The 23125-nt window shown below is 69.2% G+C and carries 19 protein-coding genes and 3 pseudogenes; 19 read left to right on the top strand and 3 right to left on the bottom strand.

Annotation, left to right across the window (positions count from 1 at the left end):
• Positions 1-438 carry a cytidine deaminase gene (locus OG959_RS28090; protein ID WP_326657776.1) on the bottom strand — a complete coding sequence of 146 codons (438 nt, stop codon included), beginning with the start codon at positions 436-438 and terminating at the stop codon, positions 1-3.
• A gap of 326 nt (positions 439-764) precedes the next feature.
• Between OG959_RS28090 and OG959_RS28085 the strand changes: the two genes are divergently transcribed.
• From OG959_RS28085 to OG959_RS28040, 10 genes are all read left to right on the top strand, one after another.
• Entirely contained in the window at positions 765-1424 is a 660-nt protein-coding gene (locus OG959_RS28085) for a TnsA-like heteromeric transposase endonuclease subunit (RefSeq protein WP_326657777.1), read from the top strand.
• Entirely contained in the window at positions 1421-3475 is a 2055-nt protein-coding gene (locus OG959_RS28080) for a helix-turn-helix domain-containing protein (RefSeq protein ID WP_326657778.1), read from the top strand. The genes OG959_RS28085 and OG959_RS28080 overlap by 4 nt, the downstream gene beginning before the upstream one ends.
• Entirely contained in the window at positions 3472-4560 is a 1089-nt protein-coding gene (locus tag OG959_RS28075) for an ATP-binding protein (protein ID WP_326657779.1), read from the top strand. The genes OG959_RS28080 and OG959_RS28075 overlap by 4 nt, the downstream gene beginning before the upstream one ends.
• A complete protein-coding gene (locus OG959_RS28070; protein ID WP_326657780.1) occupies positions 4557-7571 on the top strand; it encodes a TniQ family protein in 3015 nt (1004 codons plus the stop codon). Before OG959_RS28075 ends, OG959_RS28070 begins: the two co-directional genes overlap by 4 nt.
• Positions 7572-7677: 106 nt before the next feature.
• Positions 7678-7986, top strand: coding sequence for a DUF6112 family protein (locus OG959_RS28065; protein WP_103510059.1), 309 nt, complete (start codon positions 7678-7680; stop codon positions 7984-7986).
• Complete coding sequence (locus tag OG959_RS28060; RefSeq protein ID WP_326662898.1) at positions 7986-8675, top strand: hypothetical protein; 690 nt, start codon at positions 7986-7988, stop codon at positions 8673-8675. Before OG959_RS28065 ends, OG959_RS28060 begins: the two co-directional genes overlap by 1 nt.
• A gap of 27 nt (positions 8676-8702) precedes the next feature.
• The gene (locus tag OG959_RS28055; RefSeq protein WP_326662896.1) at positions 8703-10130 is read left to right on the top strand and encodes an SCO6881 family protein; all 1428 of its coding nucleotides are present in this window, start codon (positions 8703-8705) and stop codon (positions 10128-10130) included.
• A gap of 146 nt (positions 10131-10276) precedes the next feature.
• Positions 10277-11749 (top strand): SCO6880 family protein, encoded by a 1473-nt coding sequence (locus OG959_RS28050; RefSeq protein ID WP_326662894.1) that lies wholly within the window; start codon positions 10277-10279, stop codon positions 11747-11749.
• 42 nt (positions 11750-11791) lie between these two features.
• A complete protein-coding gene (locus tag OG959_RS28045; RefSeq protein WP_306104624.1) occupies positions 11792-12244 on the top strand; it encodes a DUF6238 family protein in 453 nt (150 codons plus the stop codon).
• A gap of 26 nt (positions 12245-12270) precedes the next feature.
• Complete coding sequence (locus OG959_RS28040; protein WP_326662888.1) at positions 12271-13776, top strand: ATP-binding protein; 1506 nt, start codon at positions 12271-12273, stop codon at positions 13774-13776.
• 184 nt (positions 13777-13960) lie between these two features.
• Here OG959_RS28040 and OG959_RS28035 read toward each other — a convergent pair whose 3' ends face one another.
• Positions 13961-14281, bottom strand: coding sequence for a hypothetical protein (locus OG959_RS28035; protein ID WP_326662886.1), 321 nt, complete (start codon positions 14279-14281; stop codon positions 13961-13963).
• A 180-nt stretch (positions 14282-14461) separates the two neighbouring features.
• On the opposite strand from OG959_RS28035, the gene OG959_RS28030 reads away from it, so the two are divergent.
• The 9 genes and pseudogenes from OG959_RS28030 to OG959_RS38755 all read left to right on the top strand — a co-directional run.
• On the top strand, positions 14462-15151 hold the full coding sequence (locus tag OG959_RS28030; RefSeq protein ID WP_326662884.1) for a hypothetical protein: 690 nt from the start codon (positions 14462-14464) through the stop codon (positions 15149-15151).
• An 807-nt stretch (positions 15152-15958) separates the two neighbouring features.
• Positions 15959-16720 carry a hypothetical protein gene (locus OG959_RS28025; RefSeq protein ID WP_326662882.1) on the top strand — a complete coding sequence of 254 codons (762 nt, stop codon included), beginning with the start codon at positions 15959-15961 and terminating at the stop codon, positions 16718-16720.
• A 26-nt stretch (positions 16721-16746) separates the two neighbouring features.
• Positions 16747-17244: a hypothetical protein gene (locus OG959_RS28020; protein WP_266412469.1), complete on the top strand. Its 498-nt coding sequence runs from the start codon at positions 16747-16749 to the stop codon at positions 17242-17244.
• Positions 17245-17427: 183 nt separating this feature from the next.
• Positions 17428-19216 (top strand): annotated as a pseudogene (locus OG959_RS28015) (type IV secretory system conjugative DNA transfer family protein).
• A complete protein-coding gene (locus OG959_RS28010) occupies positions 19213-19440 on the top strand; it encodes a hypothetical protein (protein ID WP_266412468.1) in 228 nt (75 codons plus the stop codon). Before OG959_RS28015 ends, OG959_RS28010 begins: the two are co-directional and overlap by 4 nt.
• Positions 19437-20606, top strand: coding sequence for a DnaB-like helicase N-terminal domain-containing protein (locus OG959_RS28005; protein WP_326662879.1), 1170 nt, complete (start codon positions 19437-19439; stop codon positions 20604-20606). Before OG959_RS28010 ends, OG959_RS28005 begins: the two co-directional genes overlap by 4 nt.
• A gap of 83 nt (positions 20607-20689) precedes the next feature.
• Positions 20690-21223, top strand: a complete 534-nt coding sequence (locus OG959_RS28000; protein WP_326662877.1) for a hypothetical protein — start codon at positions 20690-20692, stop codon at positions 21221-21223.
• A gap of 1 nt (position 21224) precedes the next feature.
• A pseudogene (locus OG959_RS38760) lies at positions 21225-21407 on the top strand (hypothetical protein); the annotation flags it as partial.
• Between the two features lie 115 nt (positions 21408-21522).
• Positions 21523-21732, top strand: a pseudogene (locus OG959_RS38755) (DNA cytosine methyltransferase); the annotation flags it as partial.
• A 165-nt stretch (positions 21733-21897) separates the two neighbouring features.
• On the opposite strand, the gene OG959_RS27990 reads toward OG959_RS38755, so the two are convergent.
• A complete protein-coding gene (locus tag OG959_RS27990) occupies positions 21898-23124 on the bottom strand; it encodes a hypothetical protein (RefSeq protein ID WP_326662873.1) in 1227 nt (408 codons plus the stop codon).
• Position 23125 lies beyond the last annotated feature (1 nt).

The following is a 23125-nucleotide window of genomic DNA, read 5'->3' as shown; positions in this document are numbered from 1 at the left end:
TCAGCTCGTGCTGAGTGGTTCGGTTTCTTCCGTTTCGAGCTGGTGGTCGGCCCAGATGTAGCTTTCGGGAAGCAGATCGGTGATGGAGACGGTCCGGAGCCGCTTGCCTGCGCCGACGATGACTTGCAGGGCCGGGAAGTAGTCGAGAAGGATCTGACGGCACCGTCCGCACGGGGGGACGACTCCTCGGTCGCGGTCGCCCACGGAGACGATCGTGTTCAGCTCGTAGGCGCCCTGGGCGGCTGCCGCGCCGAGGAGAACCGGCTCGGCGCAGGGGCCGCCCGTGAAGTGGTAGACGTTCACTGCGGTGACGATCCGGCCGTCCTGGGCGCGGGCTGCGGCCGCCATGGTGTGGTTGTCGCCGCGGCAGCGTGTACGTGCGATGTGGGCTGCGGCCTCGATGAGTTCGTGGTCGACGTCTTGGGTCTGCGTGGTCATCTTCTCTTCCTTCGTGAGGTGTCAGGCAACGTTGACCCGCGTGACGATGGTGCGCAAGGGAATATCGGCTGCGTGCATGTTCCGCCAGATGATGTAGCGGCGGATCATGCTGCACTAGATACTCCCTCAGGCCGAGCATCAGCCTTTCGCTTGGTTTACGAGGCTTACCCGGCAGAAAGCCCCTGCCCACAGACAGTCTCCTTGTGCTGCTTACACGGACACAGGGGGTCAATGTGGTACGCCGTTCCCGCCGGGAGACCACGACAGAAGATGAGACGTCCCAAGTCCGGTACCGGCAGGCCGACGGAGACCTGGTCGATACGGTCTTGGACCAGGTTGACATCAGCCAAGTACTGGCCGGGCAGCCGGTACGGGACTTCCGCTGGCACAAGGGCCAACGTCACTACTCAGGCTGGTACTTCGCCTCCACCGTCGGCCGGTTGATTGCCTACGAGAGCCGCTTGGAGCTGGCCCGCATTCTGCTGGCCGACTTTGACGGGACTGTGGTGGCGATGGCCTCTCAGCCCTTCCAACTGACCGGTCCGGACGGGATCCGGATCCGTCGGCACGTGCCTGACCTGCTCCTCCTCCACGCTGACGGTCTGGTGACCGTCGTGGATGTCAAAGCCCCCTCACGCATGAAGGATTCCAAGGTGATCGCGCAGTTCGACTGGACACACCAGCTGTGTTCGCGCCGTGGCTGGGCCTACGAGACGTGGTCCGGTGACGAGCCTGCGTTCGTGGAGAACGTACGGTTCCTGGCCGCCTACAGGCGCCCGCACCTGCTGGAGTCTCATCTGGCCTCCGACGTGCTGGCCGCGGCACGTCGCCAGTCGACCATCGGCGCGATCGAGGTAGCCATGGCACAGCAGCAGCCGGTCGAGGTCATCCGGCCGGTGGTGCTGCACCTGTTGTGGTCCGGGGGCCTGACCGCAGACCTGCATCACCCGCTCAGCAGCGGAACGAAAGTCACGGTGACAGCATGAACAACAAGGCGATCACGGTCTATCCGGGCGTCCGGCTGCTCTACTGCGGTGACGTCGTCGAGGTGATGGAACTCGACGGCCTGCAGGTGACGCTGCGCAATGAACGGACCGGTGACTTCAGCGCTCTGGCACTGGGGCGGTTGGCCTCCCAAGCCCGTGCGCTGGAAGAGGAACGCGGCGCCGGCGCCGAAGACGCCGGGCTGCTGATGGCGGCTCTCACCCCACAGCAGCGCAAGGATCTGCGCGAACGCGCCGAGCATGTCCGCGAGGTGTTGAGCGGCTACCGGGCAGGCCATGCGGGCAGCGCGCTTGCCGGTGAGCCCCGCCCCGGCTTCGCGCCGGGGACAACAACGTTGCAACAGCGGTCGGCCGCGAAGGCTGCTGAACTGAGGGTGACGCCGCGGACGGTCGATCGCTGGTTGGCGGCCTACCGCGAGAGTGGGGAGGCTGGTCTGGTTGACGCCCGAGCTCTCAAGGGCCGCGGATCCCGAGTCGACCCGCGCTGGGAGATGGCAGTTCGCGCAGTGCTGGCAGAGCTGGTCGATGCCTCCACGCCCAGTCGTTCGGCAGTGCTGGACCGGGCCAAGGAACGTCTGGAGGGCGACTATGGGGCCGACGTGGTCCCGGCTCCGCCGCGGAGCACGGCTTACCGGCGCCTGGCGGAACTGACGAAGGGGACGAACGCGGTTTCGGGCAGCGCGAAGGCCCGCCGTTCGATCGCTGGCCGTCCGCAGGGTACCTATGGGCGGTTGCGGGCGACGCGGCCGGGCGAGTACGTGGTCCTGGACACGCAGGACCTGGACATCTACGCGATGGAGTCGGTGACGTGCCGGTGGGTTCCGGTCCAGTTGACCGTCGCCCAGGACCTGTTCTCGCGCTGCATCGTCGGCCTGCGGGTGACGGCTTGCTCGACGAAGGCAGTGGATGTCGCCGGGGTGCTGTTCGAGGCAGTCTGCCCGCCGCTGGAGAACGCCGCACGGTCCGAGCTGGCGCCCTACCACGGGGTTCCGGACGAAGTGGTGTTCGCCGAGGAGGTACGACCAGGTGGCGGGCTCTGTCCGCCGGAGACGCTGGTCATCGACCATGGGAAGGCATTCATGTCGGCCCATGTGATCAGTGTCTGCACGCGGTTGGGGATGTCCATCCAGCCGGCCCAGCCGAAGAAGCCCACCGACAAGCCGACCGTCGAACGGTTCTTCCGCACTCTGCGTGAGGGCCTGGTCCAGCACCTTCCGGCCTACAAGGGCCCCGACGTCCACAGCCGCGGCGAGGGCATCGAGGACCAGGCGTTCTTCTACCTGCACGAGGTCGAGGAAGTGGTACGCGAGTGGATTGCCGAGGTCTACCACCGCCGGCAGCACGACGGACTCGTCGTCCCGCAGTGGCCGCATCTGGAACTTTCCCCCGTTGAGATGTTGCGGGTGGGTCTCCAGCGGGCCGGACGGCTGCGGATGCTGCCCTCGGCGGAGCTGGCGTTCGAGTTTCTGGCGGTCAAGCCGCGCACGGTCCAGCACTACGGCGTCGAGGTCGACGGGCTGCGTTACAACGGCGAGGCCCTCGACGGTTACCGCAACGCACCGAGCCCCTACGGAGGCGCCTTCGCCGGGCGGTGGCCGATCCGCGTCAACCCCGACGACGTACGGTTCGTCTACTTCCAGGACCCGGCCGACGACCAGTGGCACGCGCTGGAGTGGGAACACGCCGCAGCTCTGAACATGGCGTTCAGCGCCGAGGCCGCTACCTACGCCCGGCGGCTGGCTGCCCGGCAGGGCCGCCACATTGATGCCGCCCAGGCTCTGTCAGATCTGCTGGCCCGCTGGGATACGGGCATGGTCACCGACCGCCGCGAGCGTCGCATGGCGGTGCGGCTGTCGGCCGAACGCACAGCCCTGGCCCTGCCCGCCCTCCCGGAACAGCGAGACGCTCTGACCGCCCCTGACCTACGAGTAGTTCCCGACCCACCGGCCGGTGACTGTGACGAGGAAGACGAGATCTTCGACGCCCCCGAAGCCGACGACTTCTACGCCGATGCCTTCGAGGTGATCGAATGAGGCAGCCCCAGCAGTTCAGTCTCTCCCGCAAGGAAGGCTGGCGCCGCTACGTCGACGCACCGCCGCGCCAGCGCCCCGATGCCCTCACCCGTTCCCAGCTGGCCGCGCTCGGCACACAGGCCGCCGACGACTACAACGACGCCCGGCACGACTGGCACGCCAACTTCGGCATCGTCGCCACCCCACAGCTGGCCGCCATCCACGACGAGCTCGATCAGATCGTGGCCAGCAACCGCCAGGACGGTGACCGCATCCGCTCCGCCGCCGTCATCGACGCCCTGCCCGGCCTGGGCAAGACCACCACCGCCAACCTCTACGGCCGCGACTTCGACCGCCAGCAGATGCGCCGCCTGGGCGAACAGACCGATGCCGGGCACCAGCGGATCTCCGTCTTCCGTGTCGGCCTGACCTCCAACACCACGCTGCGAACTCTCAATCGGATGATCTGCGAGTTCTACGGGCACCCCGCCACCGACCGGGCGAACGCCGCCACGCTGGCCAGTCACGCCCTGGACTGTGTGCTGTCCTGCGAGACCCAGCTGGGCATCATCGACGACGTCCACTTCATCGACCTGGACCGCCGTGACGGCCTCGCCGTCTCCAACCACCTCAAGTGGCTCGCCAACGAACTGCCGGTGACCTTCATCTATGTCGGCGTCGGGCTGGCTGAACGGCGCTTCTTCGCCGACGGGCTGACCGGCAAGAACGTTGTCCTGGCCCAGACCGCCCGCCGCTGGACCCGCCTGGGCGTCGATGCCTTCCGTCTCGACACCGATCAGGGCCGCCGGCACTGGCGGAGCCTGATCAAGGCCACCGAACGCCAGTTGGTCCTGGCTGAACACCGACCCGGCATGCTCGTTTTGCTGGCCGACTATCTCTTCGAACGCACCAGCGGGCACATCGGTTCGTACTTCACGCTGCTGATGCGGGGCTGCTATCGCGCTATCCGCACCGGAGACGAGGCCCTCACCTGCGACCTGCTGGACGACGTCCGCCTGGACGAGGCATCCGAGCAGGCCCGCAAACAGCTCGCCGCGGCCATCGCCCACGGCCACCTGTCCGCAAGCACGGAGGTCGCGTCATGATCCCGACCCGTGTGTTGCCCCTGCGCGTCGCTCCGCTGCCCGGAGAGAGCCTGGACAGCTGGCTGGAAGCCCTCGCCCGCCGCAACCACCTTCGCCTCCGCGCCATGCTGGATATCCTGCAGTTGCCGCAGGCCCCGACCACGCGTCTGTTGGTCAGCAACCTGGAGCCGCATCTCCTTCGGCAGCTGGAGCACGTCACCGGCCTGCCCGACGGCCGCCTCGATCAGGCGGTACTGGACCCCGGCTTCCCGCTGGGACCTCAGCGTCAGCCCCGCTGCCGGTTCTGCCCGCAATGCCTGGACGAGAACAACGGCCGCTGGCTGCTGCGCTGGTGGCTGCCCTGGGGCTTCGCCTGCACCACACACCAGGTGCTGCTGCACGATGTCTGCCCCCGATGCGGCACCGCACCGAGGCGGCTCCTGCCGCCCGCCACCCACCGTCGTCCGCCCGGCAGCTGCCTTCACACCGGCGCCGACCGTTCCGTCTGCGGCACCGGACTGGGAACCGCGCCCGCCCTCGACCTGCCCGCCGGGCATCCGCTGCTGGCGGCTCAGCGCTGGATCGAGAGCCTGCTCGCCGAGAAGGAGCCCGCCGAGGTTCACACGATCTTCGCCGACCTCGACACCTGCACCGCCTGGCTGCTGCGCGCGGTCAGCGCCGAAGACCTCCACGGCCTTGGTGCCATGGTGGTCGATGCCTGGGACCACCAGCCGCCCCCGACACGAAAGACACGCCTTCAGCCTCTGTCCGCACCCGTCCGCGGCATCCTCGTCCACATCGCCCAGCCGATCCTGGCTGGCTCAGACAAAGAGTCCATTGCCGCCATCCGCGGGTTGCGCCAGCGGCACGACAGCACCGGATCTCCCACGCCACCAGGCATGGACTTCCACCCCTGGCGACAGCTGTCAGCACCCGCCCATCGGCGGTTCCTGCAGGCTGCGGACCCGGACATGCGACCGATGGACCGGCTGCGTCTGCGGTCAGTCACACCCCGAGCCGGCTATCCGCCAACCGACTCCGTCTTCTCGACCGACCGCATCCGGCACCTTCCCCAACTGCTTTGGCCCAGCTGGACGGTTCGGCTCATGCCGCGCGAAGGCACGGACGAGGACTACTTCCGGGCCATGGCCTCGGCACTGCTACTCCTGCCCGGAGAACCCCGGCGGAGCACACGCGAAATCACCGACCGGCTCCACCCTCACCTCTCGAACACCATGGGAGTGGTCCTGCGGCGGAGTATCGACCAGCACCCTGACGTGCTCACCGCGCTCTGCCGCCTGGCCGATCACCTCGATGACCACGGCAGCGCTATCGACTACCAACAGCGCCGCGCTCTCATCCCCGATGAGCCCATCACCTACGACACATGGAAACAGCTGTGCTTCGACACCGGTACACAGCCCGGCGAATCGCCCACCAGCACCTCCCAGACACCCCGCTTCGTCCAGGCACAGCGCTACCTGCACAATCTGCTGACCGGCTCCGACCTCGCTGACCCAGCCCATCCCCTGGCCTGGAAGTCAGCCGCCGACCGCGGCCGATACTTCGTCTTCCTGCCCACCCTCACCCTCGCCCAACGCCAAGCCCTTCACGGCCACGCCCGCGCTGTCCTCGAAAAACTGAACATCGCCGAGCCCCTCACCTGGGAACCGCCCGAAGACTGTGCGGCTGGACTGATGCTGCCCGGCCGGCCGCTGATCGACATCGACATCGACGCCCTCAAGCGCATCGTCTTCACCGAACAACGCACCCTCGGCGAAGCGGCCCGGCACCTGGGCACCACTCTCGCCCACGTCCGCTTCGCGCTCGAACGTGTCGGCCCCGAACCGCGGCAATGGACCGGCCGAGCCTCGCCGCTGGTCTCCTGGCAACTGCGCGAACAAGCCCGCGCCATCCTCACGCCCGAATTCTTTGACCGCGAATACAACGAACAGGAGAAGACCCTCGCCCAGATCGCACAGGAGATCGACCTGCCCCGGCACATCGTGGTCGAACAGGCCGAAGCCGTCGGGCTGACCATCTATCGCTCCCGCCGCCCCCTGCCGATCGACGAGACCTGGCTGCGCGAGCAGTACCTCACCCAGCGCCGTTCCACCGGCAACATCGCCCAGCAGATCGGAATCGAATACGAGACGATTCGACGCCGACTCAAGCAACTCGACATCCCTCTGCGACCGCAAGGCGTTCACAGCCGGACCGTCATGATCGCCCAACTCGACGCAGCCATCCCCCGCGACATCTGCGCCGCTGTCGAGGGCACCCTGCACGGCTGGCTCCGGTTGCACCGCTTCCACATCGCCATGGCCTTCCCGAACCTCAAAACCGCCGGCGCCTACCTCGGCGCCGAGCAGACGGCCCTGACCACACAGTTCCAACGCCTGGAGGCCGATATCGGCCACACCCTCATTCACCGCTCCGTCCACACCACATCCCAACGACCCACCACACGCGGCAAGTCACTGCTCCAGCACATCCAGCGACCCGACGTCCAGAAACTGATGAACGATGCTCTTCTCCCCGCCCAGATACTCTGCCCGCCCGACGCCGAAACGATCGCCGGAGCGGAGGCTGCCGCCCGCCGCCCGCGCAAGCACGGCCATCTGAAGCCCTTCGACGGCATCGCCGTCCAACGCCTCCGCATCCGCCAGGAAACCGTCACGCTGCTGGAGGACCTCCTCCACCATGCCGACGAGGAGGTCTACGGAGCCCAGATCCATGCTCGAACCGGCATGGCGCAAGGATCCATCTCAGACCAGCTCCGGCGCCTTCGACGAGCCGGATGGCTGACCAGCCGCCCTGAAGACGACGACAGCTGGCTCCGCCGAGCAACTCCGGGACGCGGCCCCGGCCGCCGCCGCACCTACTACGCCCTCACCCCCGAAGGCGCCCAAGCGGCAACCCACGAAACGCAGCGCTACACGCTGAAGAAAGTGACAAAACAGCGAGACAAAACCGCTGCCAAGAACCCGAGACACCCGCACGAAAACGCAGGTCAGCCTGCCGCCGACTGACAAGTCAGATCGGAACCTACACGTTTCCTCCGCCCTCTTTCCTTCTCGCGCCGCCGCTCCGCCCGCTCGGGCTTTGAAGCGCATTCAATCGAACTGGAGTTCTTATATGTATCTCGCTGACAAGGTCGTCCAGCTCGCCTACGACCCCGGGATCAAGCCGAACGAGGGCGGTTTGCCCGGCCTCGCCGTCCTCAAGCAGGTGATGGGCTCCATCAACCTCTTCGGCATCATCGCCGTGGTCGGCGCGCTGGCCGTCAGTGCGGGCGTGTGGGCGTGGGGTCACCACTCCGGCGGCCACCAGGCCGAGGCCAGCGGCAAGAAGGGTGTGCTGGTCAGCGCCGGTGCGGCGCTCCTGTTGGGTGCCGCAAACGGTGTGGTGGCGTTCTTCAGCACGCTGGGGACGCAGGTCCGCTGATGTCTTCCCGTTCCTCGAATCCCGGCGGCGCATCGAGCGTGCGCCGTCGGGCGTTGCTCGGCACCGCTGTCCTGGTGGTGCTCGTCGCCCTGGCCGGTCTGGCCGCCTATCTCACCCGCGACGGCAGGCAGCCCACCAAGCCCTCTGCGACGCAGGCGACTTCGGCTTCCCCTTCTGCCTCGGCCGTCTCGCCGTCCGGGTCGCCGTGGCCGAGCGCACGCCCCGCCGCCCTCCCGGTCCCGCCGGACACGCACGATCCGATCACGTTCGGGAAAGCAGCCGCCACAGCTCTGTGGTCCTACGACACCCGCGCGTACTCCCAGGCGGAGTTGCTGGCCTCTCTGCACGGGTGGCTGACCGCCGAGAGCAGGTACGCCGACTCTGACTCGGTCGATGCGGTCGTTCCCTCGCCCGTGCTGTGGAAGAACATGGCCGCCAACGGCCAGTTCGCCACCGCGACCGTGAACGAGGGGCACTTCCCGGACGCGTTTACCCAGGCTCTTCAGGCCGATCCCGGAACGATCACTCAGGCGTACGTCTACGCCGTGACCGTCTCCGGCAAACAGTCGATCGCCTGGAAGGGCTCGCCCGCCGGCGGCGCGGAGAACCGCGTCACCACCCTCGCGGTCCAGTGCCGACCCGACCATTCCTGCGCCCTGGCCGGTGTCATGCCGTCCGTCGCGCCCTGATCCCCAGCCCGGAAAGGAGGTACCACCATGGGAGTCTGCGACCTTCCGCTGATGGACAAGGTCTGCGGCACTGTCGACTTCGCCACCAACCCCGCCGGAGCCGTCACCAACGGCATCGGCGCGTGGATCGCGAAGTCCATGGGTGAACTGGCCGCCAGCGCGGCCGACCTCGCCGCCAGGACCGTCAACGCGACCACCGCAATCGATCTCAACGCATCATGGTTCAGGGAGAACTACGAACTGCTGCTGCCCATCGGGCTCGCGCTGACCGTCGGCACGTTCTGCATCCAGTTGATGCTCGCGGCCTGGCGACGCGACGAGCGGGCCCTGGCCCAGGCAGCGATCGGCACCATGACCGGCGTCCTGTTCAGCTTCTGCGCCATCGCCTTCACCTCCGTCGCCATCACCGTGGTCGACGCCTTGTCCGACGGCCTGTTCCAAGCGGCCAACAGCTCGGTCGACGACGCGATCCGCCGGGTGGTGAAGGTCACCGAGCTGGGGGCCATGTACGGCCTCGGCTGGGGAGTCCCAGCCATGGTCGCCCTCGGATGCGCGATCGGCGCGTTCCTGTACTGGGGCGTCATGGTCGCGCGCAAGGTCGGCGTCCTCGTCATGGTCTCCCTCGCTGTCTTCGCGGGGGCTGGCGGAGGGTGGGAGGTCGCCAAGCGGTGGCGGCGCGGCTGGATCGAGGCCACCGCCACCCTGGTCGTCTCGAAGCTGCTGATGACCGTGGTCTTCCTCATCGGTGTCTCGGCGATGGGGAAGTCGGATGCCCACGACGGCATGGCTGCCCTGTCTGACGCGATGGCCGGCATCGTCGTGATGGTGCTGGTCCTGCTGTGCCCGTACGCAACGTACAAGTTCGTCCACTGGGCGAGCGATGGCGGCGGCCATGGCGACCTGCACCGCACCGGCGTCGCCGGCATGGCGGTCGCCGCGGGGGCCGCGAAGACCGCGGGCAGCATGGCGATGCGGGTCGGCACCGGCGCAGGCGCCCCTTCGCCGCAGGGTCCGAGCCAGGTACCTGGTGCGGGCACCGACGGTGTCGCCTCCGGCATCAACCCCGCCGGTGGCAACCTCAGTAAGGAGGGCATCGACTCCGGCCCGCCCAAGCCGCGGACCAGCTTCCGCTACGGCGAGGACCCGAACGCCTCCGGCGACAAGGGCCGCGCCCTGATCCAGCGCCCTGGCATCCCTCCGCTCATCACCCGGCCCAGCGAGGGCGAACCGGAGGATGCCGAAGGAGGAGCCGCCCCGGGTGCTCAGTTCGCCGGCGTGTCGGCCCCGGTCAGCAGCGTCTCCCGCGCTGGTGTCGCGCTGCCCGCTCCCCCTGCGCCCGGGGGAACGAGCAGCCCTTCCGCACCGTCGCTGCTGCCCACGGGGCCGTCGGCAGCAGGCTCTCCGACGCCGACGAGCTGGGGACAGCAGCCCACCCAGCCGCCTGCGGGTTCCTGACCAACCACCACCGGGGGGCGAGCCGCACCCACAGCTCGCCCCCACTCCCCCCACACCACCGACCAGCGGAAACGGAGCCTCGCCATGCCCTGCAGAAGAACGCCGCACGCCTCGCCCTCCGCCCGCTCCCACCCTCTGGAACCACCATGTCCGTCAAACCTCAGGCCGAAGCCACCACGGCCACCGTGAAGTTCCCGCACCGCAGCAGGCGCGGCATCCTGCTCGGCCTGACCGCCCCGCAGCTGATCATCGCCGGCCTCGCCGGTCTGCTACTGCTCTCCGTGATCCTCGCCCGCGGTGTGATCGGCGCTCTTGAACTCATTCCGGTATGGGCCGCCATCGCCCTTCTCGTCTTCGTCCGCCACCGAGGCCGCGCCCTGGCCGACTGGACTCCGATCGTCACCCGATACCTGGTCCGCCGGCTGCGCAAGCAGTTGGTCTGGCTCACTCGCCCTTCGCACCGTCCGGTCCGCGAAGGGCTCCTCCACCTGCCCGGCACAGCGGCCAGCCTGCGCATGGTCACCGCCCCCGATCGCCGCTACGGTGCGGTCCACGACCCGCACACGGGCACGCTGACCGCCGTCGTCAAGGTCTCCTCCCGCGCCTACGCGCTACTCGACCCCGGTACGCAGAACGCCAACGTCAACGGCTGGGGGCGCGCGCTGGCCGCACTGGCCCGCACCGGTCAGGTGGCCAGGATCCAGGTGATTGAGCGCACCGTCCCGGACTCCGGCGATGCTCTGCGCCGGTACTGGGAGGAGCACGGCCAGCCCGACACTCCCGTGGCCGGTGCGATCTACAGCGAGCTGATCCAGAGCGCGGGCCCTGCCGCGGCGCCGCATGAGGCGTACGTCGCGGTGTCGCTGGACGCCAAGGCCGCACGCCGCCTGATCAACCAGGCCGGAGGCGGTCTCACCGGGTCCTTCAACGTCCTGGGCCAGCTGACCTCGACGTTCGACCAGGCCGCACGGACCGCCGGGCTCAACCCCACGGGTTGGCTCACCGCTCGCGAGATCGCGGCTGTCGCTCGAACCGCGTACGACCCCAAGGCGCTCTCCGCACTGGACCGTTGGTCGGTCAGCGGCCGCCCCGAGGCGGATCCCGCTGCCGCCGGCCCGGTCGTGGTCATCGAGAAGGCGGACCACATCGCCACCGACTCGGCCGTGCACGCCACGTACTGGGTGGAGAACTGGCCCCGCACCGAAACCTCGGCCGGCTTCCTGCACCAGCTCCTGTTCACCGCCGGGGTGCGGCGAACGCTGTCGCTGTCGTACGAGCCGAAGGGACTGGACGCCGCCCTGCGCGATGTCCAGCGCAGGAAGGCCAGCGTGATCGCGGATGCTGCGGAACGGACGCGGCGTGGGCAGGTCGACTCCGAGGCGGACTCGATCGAGTACCAGGACATCAAGTCCCGTGAACGCCAGCTCATCGCGGGGCACGCGGACGTCGCGTTGACCGGGCTGCTGACCGTCTCGGCCGACTCCGAGGAGGAACTGCGTTCCGCCTGCGCGGTCGTGGAAACCGCAGCCGTCGGCGCCCAGCTCGATCTGCGGCCGCTCACCTGGCAGCAGGCCGAGGCGTTCACCTCCGCCGCCATGCCGCTCGCCCGCACCGTCTGAAACCGGCCTTCGTCCCCTTCTCTCATGTGAAAGAGCGCCCGCATGTCCCGCACCGCCAGTACGACCGCGCAGGACTTCGTGCCCTTCGCCACCGCCGCGCTCGACTTCCACCGCGCGCTCAACATCCCGGGCGGTCCGCTCGTCACCACCCGCCCCGAGCTGGACGCCCTGCACGCCCATCTCGTCTCGCTGTACGAACTGCTCGACGCCCACGCCTCCCGCACGGGACAGCTCGTCCCTGTCGAGGGCGACGCCCTCCGTGCTGCCCGCACCAGGGCCTGGCAGGCCGCCGACCACATCCACACCGCCTACCACGCGGCGCCCCGGCCGGACTCCGGCGAAGTGCCCGAACCCGAGGCGTGCCGGGCCGCCCTGCCCGAAGGGGCGCCCGAGCTGACCGTCTGCCAGCGCCACCAGCGCACCGCGCGCCTCGTGCGCCGCCGCACCACCCCTGCCGACCTGCACGCACCGTTCACCGGCCTCGTACGCCACTGACCCCGCCTTCCACTTGGAGAACACTCATGCCCCGCACCCGCGCCAGCGCCTCCCACCTGTTCGTCCCCCGCAAGGCGACCCGTGCCGAGCAGCGGGCCGCCCGAAACGGTTTCGCCGAGGCCCGTCGTCAGGCGCGCCTGGCCGGCGCCGCGCCCAAGCACCGTGCCGCGGAATTGCTCGATCCGGAGCTGCGCCCGGTCTTCCCGTCGTCCGGGCGCCCCGGCTCCTCCTCGGCTCGGGGCGGCAAACTGCGCCTGCCCGCCCACCGGATGACCACCGCCACCGTGTCCGGGGCCTACCCCTTCCTCGCGGAGGGCGGCCTGGGCGCGGAGGGCATCTTCATCGGCCGCGATGTACACGCCGAAGCGGCTTTCTGTTACGACCCGTTCTCGCTGTACAGCAGCGGCAGGATCGAGGGCTTCACCAACCCGAACGCCGTCCTGGCCGGGATCATCGGCATGGGCAAGAGTGCACTGGCCAAGTCAATAGCCACCCGGGCGATCGCCCACGGCTACCGGGTCTACGTCCCCTGCGACCCCAAGGGCGAGTGGACGGCTGTCTCACAGGCTCTCGGCGGCTACAGCATCGCGCTGGGGCCAGGACTCCCCGGCAGGCTGAACCCGCTGGATGCTCCGGCCCGGCCCGCGTCGGTGAGCGAGGACGACTGGTCGACCGAGGTCCGAAAGCGCCGTCTCCTGCTCCTGGCCGGCCTCGCTCGTACCGTGCTGAAGCGTGATCTCCTGCCGATGGAGCACACGGCCCTGGACCTCGCGCTCGACCTGGTCGTCGCCGAGGCCAACGCCGGCGGCACGGTGCCCCTGCTCGGCGAGATCGCCCACGCCCTCGGCTCTCCCGAGCGCCTCGACCGGGCCCTCGGCGACCAGGCCGGCCACATGGGGCTTGCCGCACAGGACCTCGCACACGCCCTGCGCCGCCTGGTACACGGCGACCTGAGCGGCATGTTCGACGCCCCGAGCACCGTCGTCTTCGACCCGGCCACCCCGATGCTGTCCATCGACCTCTCCCGCCTCGGCGGTTCCGGCGACGACACCGCCCTCGTCCTCGCCATGACCTGCGCCTCAGCGTGGATGGAATCCGCCCTCACCGACCCGGACGGCGGCCGACGCTGGGTGATCTACGACGAAGCCTGGCGCGTCATGCGGCACGTCGGCCTGCTGGAACGCATGCAGTCACAGTGGAAGCTCTCGCGCGGACTCGGCATCGCGAACCTGATGGTCATCCACCGGCTGTCAGACCTGCTCTCGGCAGGCGATGCCGGCTCACGCGGCCGGGTGCTGGCCGAGGGCCTCCTCGCCGACTGCTCCACCCGTATCATCTACCGCCAGGAACCCGACCAACTCGCCGCCGCCGCTTCACTGCTCGGCCTGACCGGCGTCGAGACCCAAGCTGTGTCCGCCCTGACCAAGGGACGGGGCCTATGGAAAGTCGCAGGCCGCTCCTTCATCACGCAGCACATCCTGCACCCTGCCGAGCGCGAACTGTTCGACACCGATGCCCGCATGTCGGCATAGGCCCGTGGGTTCGTCAATTCTGAAACATCGAGCGGGCGGAACTCATCGGGCGTGTATGCCGGAGAGCCCACGCCCGGTCACCGGTCGGGGAACCGGGGCTTTCCTGTCTGGCAGGCCGGGGAGCTCCGGCCCGTGATCGGAATAGCGGCGTGCCCAAGGGACCGCCACGCCGACACCGATCAGGTCAGAGCCACTGGGCCCAGCCGAAGGTCGCGATGTACGCACGCTCGGTCGCCTTCCAGCCCCGTCCGCCGCGTCGGCGGACAACCCCAAAGGCCAGCGCAAACCAGACCGCGATCGCACCCCCGATGATCAACGGCCACTTGGGACCCGCCAAAGCCCCGACCGCACCGAGTGCCACGGCCGTCACCACCAGACCGCCGTGTGCCCCACCACGGCTGGAGCGCAGTGCCTCCCGGACTACCCGCCGATCCTCTGCGAGGACCCGCTCGTACGCGTTCGGTGCTGCCTCTGCGCTGCGCTCCCGCTCCGTGTCCTTCTCCACAAAACCCCCCTCAACAAACTCGTCCCTACGGGGTGGCACCCACCCGCACGGGCGCATCACCTACACCACGACAAGGGACATGACTGAAACGAATCTGACGAGAACGCACCCACGTATCCCCAGCCCCATCCGCTCGCTACCGCCTCCCAGCGGGCATCGACACAGCAACGAGGACCAACCATGCCTTCTTCTCCCGCTTCCCGTGAAGGCCAGCCCCTGACGGCCACCGATCAACTGGCATGGAGGCAGCACATCCCGGCGCTCGCCTCCGCCGCCGCCGGCATCAGGCAGGCATCCGACGCCTGGGACGCGGTCTCGGACTCCTTCTGCGACGAGGACGGCTGGCCCATCGACGAGAAGGGCTACGCGGACGGCAAGGTGACCCGTGACGCAGAGGCGTGGAAGCACGTCGAGGTCTTCCTCGTCTACGGCCCCGAGGTCCTGGCCGGAGTCCGCGCCGCCACCCACGGTGCCGACTACGTCGAGGGACCGGTCAGCGCGGACCTCCAGCGGCTGCGCGGGATCGACACCACTCTGGAACGAGCAGGCCGGATCCGGCACGAGTGGAACCAGATCATGGCGCTCATGGACGACTCGCTCCCTGGTTCACGGGAAATCTACGCGAGCCAGGCGCAGGAGATCCGCAACTCCGAAGGCTGGCACTACGCCGACGAGTTGTCCTCCCACGGACTGGCGCTCACCCGGGCAGCCGGCTACTTGGCCGAGCGAGCGGATCACGATCGGACCTCGCAGGCCGGCCGCGCCCAGGCGGCCCTCGCTCGCTCCGCTCTCGGCATCCGCGGGGCCTCGCCCGCATCGCCGCCCGCACCACCGCCGTCGAACCCGAAGCCCCCACGTCATTCCCGCTGACGTCGATAGCACCGAGTTCCGGCGGGACCAAACCGGCCGATCGCCGCATCCTCGTGGAACACCGCGCCCCTCACCCCTACCAGCGGCTCGCGCCGTCGGTCACCGGGCACCCGGCCAAGGAGAAGGAGAAAGCTCGTGCGTCCCGATGAACCCCGGGTTCCGCTCCATCAGGAGGACCTACCGATATCCGCCCGCCCGAGCAAACCGCTCCTCCGGCAAGCCGTCGCCGGCCCGCAGGGGCCGGAGCACGGATACGGCCACCTCACCGTGCCCCTTCGGCAGCGTGGCCTGGAGTGCACTGTCGAGTACGGCCTCAGCGACTACATCGTCCACGCCAGCCTCCCGGACGGCAGCTCGCTGATCATCTCGCCGCCCCAGGAACCGCCGACCGACCACCCACCCGGGCACCCAGCAAGCTGGCTGGTGACCCGAGGGCATCCTGACGACTCCACAGTCCACGAAGTGATCTACGACTCGGAGCCAGGCGGCCCCCATGCCCAGCACGGCGGCAGCGCCCCCAGCCTGCTCGCCGCCATCGACGGGCGCCTCGATCAGCTGGGCGTCCCTCCGCGACCGGACGCCGCCTCATCGCGAGTAAGGGCCGCTCGCACACGCTCACCGACCGCCCAGTGCACGCCCGCGGCGCCAGCGGCTCCGGCCGTACGTCCCGCGCTTCCGCCCGCCTGTCCCCCGTCCGCACTCGGTCGCTGACCACATTTCCGCCGGAGTACGCGATGCCCCGCACCAGCAGAACCACCTCGGCCCTCGACCACAGCGTTTCCCGAGCCCGCACCGGAGGGATCAGCCATGCGCACCCACTACGACTCGCTTCCCGACGTCGCGATCGGGCACCACCCCGACTACGGCATCGTCGCCGCGAACCCGAAACAACTCGCCGCCAGTACATGGATGTTGAAGGAATTCGACTTCCACCCCGTCCCGGACCAGCCAACGCTGTACGCACTGGCCGACCAACGACGTGACGGCCAGGGCCGCGCCACCCGGGCGGTCACGCTGCTGCGTGACGCCGGCTACCAGGTCGACGTCGATGCCGCGTTCGACCCCTCACTGGCCTCGGAAACGATCGCCGACCTTGACCGGCCGCCGCGCATGGTTCCCGACGTCGCGTTCGCCGAACATCCGCAGCTCGGCATCATCGCTGCCACCGACGACCACTCCTCCGCACTCGGGGGCCGCCTCGTCCTGAAGGAGCATGGCTGGCGCCATAACCCGGTCCTGGACATCTACACGCTGCCCATCACCACCGACCGCAGCGAAGCCCTGGGGAAAATCGCCAGCGCCACGCTGGCGATGAATCGATCCGATCTCCAGGCCGCGGTGCAGCCCTCCCTCGCCCAGGACGTAGCTGATCGCCGCCCTCCTGCGCCTGCAGCAATCGCGCGCCCCGACCACGACCGGGGCTTCACCCGTGCCTCCCCCGTCAGCGCCGCCGCTCTCACTGCCAGTCCAGCCCGCGCCAGCCTCCCGGCCAGGACGCCGGCTTCCGCCGACGACACTCGGGCGGCCCGGCCGGTCGACCCGCGCATCACCTTCGCCCTCAACCGCTGACCCCACCTCCCGTAAGGAACCGTTCCATGACAGTGAAGACCATCTGGCAGATCACCCATTCCTGTGGCCACCATGCCGACCGCGACCTGTCCAACCGGGCCGCCGACCGGCGTGCGGGCTTTGCCGAGTGGCTCGCCAAGCAGGAGTGCACCGACTGCTGGCGAACCTCCAAGGAAGGCGCCGAACCCAACAAGACCGCCTGGCTGAAGGCCAAGCGCGCCGAAGAACGGGCCGAATCCGAAGCCTGGTCGCAGCAGTACCGGATGCCGCCCCTGGACGGGACCGAGCGAGCCGTCACCTGGGGCGTGCACTGCCGCCACCAGGTACTGGCCGCCGCCTACACCGCCCTCGTCCTCGAAGGCGAGACCAGCGAAACGGAGTGGGCGGAGATCGAGGAGGCCGCCCGCACCGTCACCCGTGCCGGGTGGTGGCTCGACCAGCGATCCTCCGAACCCGACGACCTCACCGAGCTGCTCCAGGCCGCCACCGAGGCCGACCGGACCACCGAGAACCCTCACTTCTGACCGCCCGATGCCCCGCCAAGGTGGTGCATCAGTTGCCTTCCTGCCAGCGATGTAAATCCCCTCGCCGGAGCGCTCACCACGCTGCGTTGCCGCCCGGAATCGGAGTGCCCCGATGACCAACAGAAGAACGCACGTCGCACCCCACCACCCATCACTCGTCTGCGCTCACTCCCAGGACCCACCATGCCCACACCGCGTACCAGCGCGCCCTCGACCACCACCGGGTCGGACGCGCTCCGCTATCTCCTCTTCGGCCTACTCGGCGTCGGGCTCGCCTTCGGTTCGCTGGCCTGGCTGACCGGCAACCTCAGCAACTCCCTCTTCGGTACCGGGCCCTGGGCCCCGTACACGGCCACCGACGCGCTGCTGCACCCCGAGGTGCTGTGGCCGAGCCTGAGCTCCACCTCCCTGCTCGTCGGCGCACGGATCATTCCCGGCCTGCTGTCCGTCTGCCTCGCTGTCCTCGGCTTGGTGGTGTGGATACGGCTGCGCGGCGGTGCGAAGAACGGTCTCGCGCGGAAGGGCGACCTCGCCCCGCTGCTGGACAAGGAAATCACCGCCAAGGCCCGGAGCCTGCGGCCGTCCCTGAGCGGCCGGGAGTGTAAAAGAGGTCGCTCCTGCTGACCGCGGCATCCTGCTCGGCACCCTCTCCCCTGGGCGTTCCGATGTCCGTGCGTCGTGGGAGGACGTGATCGTCGCGATCATGGCCCCGCGCTCCGGCAAGACCTCCGGGCTGGCGATACCCGCGATTCTCGCGGCTCCAGGTCCGGTGTTGCTGACGTCGAACAAGGCGGCGAACGACGCCTTCACCGCGACGGTCGACACCCGGGCCGAGGTCGGCGCGATCTGGACCCTGGACCCGCAGCAGATCGCCCACCACCCGCGCGAGATGTGGTGGGACATCCTGGCCGACGCCCGCGACCTAGCCGGAGCGAAACGCCTTGCCGGGCATTTCGTCGCCGCCAGCGTCGACGAGTCGAACGGCGCCGACTTCTGGTCCACCGCCGCGTCCAACACGCTCGGCGCACTGTTCCTCGCCGCCGCCGGCCACCGGCGGCCGATCACCGATGTCCTGGCCTGGCTCGCCTCCCCCGCCGACCGGACCCCGGTCGATCTGCTCACCGACGCCGGCCACCACGCGGTCGCCGCCCAGCTCCAGGGCACCGTCTCCGGCGCCACCGAGACCCGCGACGGCATCTACGAGACGGCACGGCAGTACGCGAGCTGCCTCCTCGACCCGGACGTCGCCGCCTGGGTCACCCCCGCCAAGAACCTCCCCGAATTCAAGCCCTTCGCCTTCGCCACCTCCCGCGACACCCTGTACCTCCTCAGCAAGGACGGCGGCGGCAGCGCGTCCGCGATCATCGCCGCGGCGGCCGACGCCGTGATGCGGGCGGCCGTCATCGTTGCCGAGCGCTCCGGCGGACGGCTCGACCCGCCAGTCCTGTGCGTCCTGGACGAGGCTGCGAACGTCTGCAAAATCTCCGACCTCCCGGACCTCTACAGCCACTTGGGCAGTCGTGGTGTCATCCCGATGACGATCCTGCAGTCCTACCGGCAGGGCCAGCGGTGCTGGGGCGAGGCCGGCATGGACGCACTCTGGTCCGCCGCCACCATCAAGATCATCGGATCGGGCATCGATGACGCCGACTTCGCCGACCGCCTCAGTCGGCAGGTCGGCGACCACGACGTGCAGACGATCTCGGTCTCCACCAGCGACGGCGGAAAGTCCACCTCGGTCAGCATGCGCACCGAGCGGATCCTGCCACCCGACGCGATCCGTGCCCTGCCCAAGGGCAAGGCACTGCTCCTGGCCACGGGTATCCGGGTGGCGATGCTCGGTCTCCGGCCCTGGTACGAGGAGCCGTCTGCCCAGGTCGTCGGCCTGGCCTCGGCCCGTGCGACGAAGGCCATCACCGAGCGGGCCCTCGCGAAGACGCATGGCCGCGACGACTTCGGGCTGTCGGCGTGAGTGCGCCCACGCCGCGTCCCGGGCGGCTCGTACGTTCGCCGGTCGTTCTGCGTGACGGACAGTGGTGGCTGGTCAGCGGGGCCGGCTCGGTTCTCGCCACCGACCCCGTGTTCACCGGTGTGCTGGACAGGTTCGCCGAGGCGATGGCCGCTGCCGACGAGGCGGTCGCCGATCTCCACGCCCGGCAGGGTGAACCTCCCACCGACGCCGGAGGGCGACGATGAACCCGCTGCTGCGCGCGGAGCAGGCGGTACTGGGCTCCGTGCTGCTCGACCCGGGCCAGTTGGCGCATCTCGACTGGCTCGCACCGGATCACTTCGACCGGCCGGTCCACCGGGCGCTGTTCGCCGCCCTACGCAAGCTTCAAGCCGATGGACACCCCGCGCTGGCAGACGACGGGACGGTGCCGCTGTCGTGGGTGACCGACGCGGTCGACGAGGCCGTCCTCCACGTACGGGGGCTGAGCGCGGTGTACGCCCACACTCTGGTCTCAGCCTGTCCGCGCCCCGAGCATGCTCCGGCATACGGCCGCATGGTGCTGGAGGGGGCGATCCATCGCAGCGTCACCGCGCACGCGATCCGCCTTCACCAGGCGGCGCGCGCCGACGCCCTGCGGGGCGAGGTCGAGGGAGCCCTGCACCACGCGGACGTTCTGAGCGGGGTGCTCGACGATCTCGCACAACGGTGGGGCACCGAACCGCGCCCGGTCCCGCCCACTACGCCGCCGGCCACCGCTCCGGCCGCGACGCCGCCGGTTTGTGCTGGTCAGGTCGCCGAGGACGAACGGTTCCTGCTGGCCGTCCTTGTCGAGCGGCCGACGGCCATGGACGAGGTGGTGGGCTGGCTGCGGCCGGGCGACTTCGCCGACCCGGCCCACGGGCAGCTCTACCGCTGCCTAGGCGCACTGCACCACCGGAGCGAGCCCATCGACCGGATCACCCTGCTCTGGGAGGCGCAGCGGCGCGGTCTGCTGGCCGACGGCACGCTGTCCGGCGGGCAGGTCACCGCCATCTGTGACGGTGTGGGTCCTGGCAGCGCCGAGTGGCTCGGTGAGCAGGTGATCCGTTCCTCGGTCACCCGCACCGCCGTCACCTCCGCTCGCACCATTCGGGGCTTGGCGGAGAACGAGTCGCTGTCCCCTGGGCAGCTCATCAATCACGCCCTGCACGCGCTCGGTCCACTCGATGACGTGCGTACCCGCTGGCGGACGGCGAACGGCCACTCTCCGCCGTCACCGACCCCGGCTTCTTCGTCGAACGGGCCTCCTCCTGCGCGGGTGCACGCCGCTCTCGCTCGCAGCACGCCACACCCAACCCCGCCGTCCTCGGCCCGAACCCGCTCTGCGCCCGGCCCTGCTGCCGTGCGATCTCCCTCGCGCGGCCACAGTTGAAAGCCCCCGTCCTCTGTTCGTCCTCTCCCTTGGGATTCACCGTGAACAACACCCCCAGCTCTGACATCTCAGCCTTGCGTGGCATGGCCTCGGCCTTCGACGCCCAGCGCGGCAAGCTCCCGGTCCTTGGGAACTACCGCCGCTTGCCCGGCATCGTCGCCAGGCAGATGTCCGAACTCGGCGAGCTGATCACCGACCTGGGCCATGAGGTCTTCCTCCGTGCCGCGGCCCAGGACCACGAAGTCCACACGGCCCGGGTCATCGCGGGCTTCGCCGCCGCTGCGCGACCTACCGGCGAGGCGGCATTCGCCCTCGGCGAGACGGCTCACCAGCTCGCCTTCCTGAACCAGACCGAGCATCTCCGTAACCGGCCCGACGCCCAGGAGGCCCGGGAGGCAGCAGTGCGGGTGATGGAAGACGCTCTCGGTGCGGCGGACACGGCCCTGCACGAAGCCGCCGACTCCCTCCACGCCGCATCGACGACGGTTTCGCCTCCGTCCGTACGGCTCCGAGCCGCCCGTAGCCGGTCCACGACCACGGCTCCCGCTCCCCAACCCGCGCCTCCCGCTGCCACGCCGACAGCAGCTGCGCCGGGCCGGATCGTGCGGGGTCGGTGATATGGGGACCAGCAGCGTGCGCCCGCCGTTGATCGGCTCGCTCTGCTCCGGGTACGGCGGGCTGGACCTCGGGGTGCAGTCCGTGCTCGGCGGCAGCCTGGCCTGGCACGCGGAGGTCGATCCGGGCGCCTCGCGCATCCTGGCCCGGCACTGGCCCGGGGTGCCCAACCTGGGCGACATCACGACCGTCGACTGGTCCAACATCCCCCGGGTGTGCGTCCTGACGGCGGGCTTCCCCTGTCAAAGACGTCTCGGTCGCCGGCCGAAGGGCCGGACTCAACTCCCAGACCCGCTCCGGGCTGTGGCTGCACGTCGCCCGTGCGGTCGAGGCCCTCCGACCCTGCCTGGTTGTGATCGAGAATGTGCGCGGCCTCCTCACCTCACCCGCCGGTTCCCCTGGCGACGTGGAATTCTGCCCGTGGTGTCTGGGAGACACCCCAAACCAGCCTCCCCTGCGAGCACTCGGTGCCGTACTCGGATCCCTGGCCGACCTCCGGTACGACGCGAGGTGGCTCGTGCTTCGCGCCTCCGACGTCGGGGCCCCTCACCGCCGCGAGCGGACCTTCCTCGCTTATCTGGACACTTTTGAGATATGCGAGCCGAGATTCACACGCCCGAGTGTCATCCGATCGAGGTATCGGTGGCTCCGACCGTCCTTGCACTGTCGGCTGGTGCTACTGGTGTGTCACCGGGTTCCCGTGAAGGCCGCCGTCCGCGCATGGCCAGACGCCGCTGTCCAAGGGGCCGAGGCCCGTGGATCGCAGTATGAAGAGCTCGTCATGCAGGGCGAAGGCCAGCTGTCCGTGGTCGAGCAGCATGATTTTGCTCATCACGGCGCGCTTCTCATCTTCCAGAGCGAACAGCTCCCGTATCTGGAAATCGGCGTCGACGGCGAGCAGTCGGCCGTCTCGCCAGAAGACCGCAGTACCCTCGGCGTCCAGCGCCGGGTAGGTGGTGTAGTAGCCGGGCAATGCAGGTCCGCGGTGCACTGTGCCGTCGTGGTCGAGGCTGACGAAGCGCGAGCGGGACGGCGTGACGTTCTCGGACTCGGGTCCACTGATGCCGCCGTGTCGGTCGATTAGCAACATTGCGTGCGTCGACCACTCCTGCACCACGGCGCCGGAAGAGTCGTAGCGTGCTGTGGTGAAAGCGCCGTAACCCTGGGATCCGATGAGGAACTCGCCCGGTCCAACAATCGCCTTGTGATGGCTGGGCCCGGGGCGGCTCGCGGCGACGAGCCGACCGGTAGCGGTGTCCAGGAAGAAAGTGACGGCGATGCCGCTCCTGCCGTCGGCAAACGTCGCGGCGATGCGGTGCCCGGCGACCAGCAACGGCTCCCAGTGGTGTGCCTCGATCGTCTGCGGCGCCCACGGCTTCGCGGGTCGCACCTCCCAGCTCGTCTCCGTGCTGATCTCGACGCAGCCCGGAAACGACAACTGGTCGAGCACGGCTGGCGTCGACCATCTCACCGAGCCGTCCTCGCCGTGGCGTGCGATCCGAGCGTGACGGCCTGCCGGGACAGCGCGGTTCCGCTCAGCGGGCAGCCAGGACACGCAGACGCCGTCGGACAGCACCGCGAACGACCCGAGGCGCTCAAAGGGCTCATGCTCGGGCGTGATCGAGCGCAGGATCAAGCCCGCGGCATCCAGTTCAGTCAGCACGGCACCTGTCGGCCCGCGATGGGCGACCCATACAGATCCGCTGGCGCTGACTCGCGGTCGGCTGGGGTGTCCGTCAAACTCGCGGCGCCACAAGACTTCTCCGGTCACATCAATGGCGGTGAGCAGAGTGGTGGAGACGTTCTTGCCGTCGTAAGTGGTGATGAAGATGGGCCCGCCTGTGTCCGACGCCGCCAAGCCCCAGACCTGGCCGGGCATCGGCACGCTCTGCGACTTACTCATG

The sequence above is a fragment of the Streptomyces sp. NBC_00385 genome, from assembly GCF_035917155.1.
Taxonomy (GTDB): domain Bacteria; phylum Actinomycetota; class Actinomycetes; order Streptomycetales; family Streptomycetaceae; genus Streptomyces; species Streptomyces poriferorum.
The sequence above is the reverse complement of the archived record's forward strand: the minus strand, read 5'-3'. Positions and strand labels throughout refer to the sequence as shown.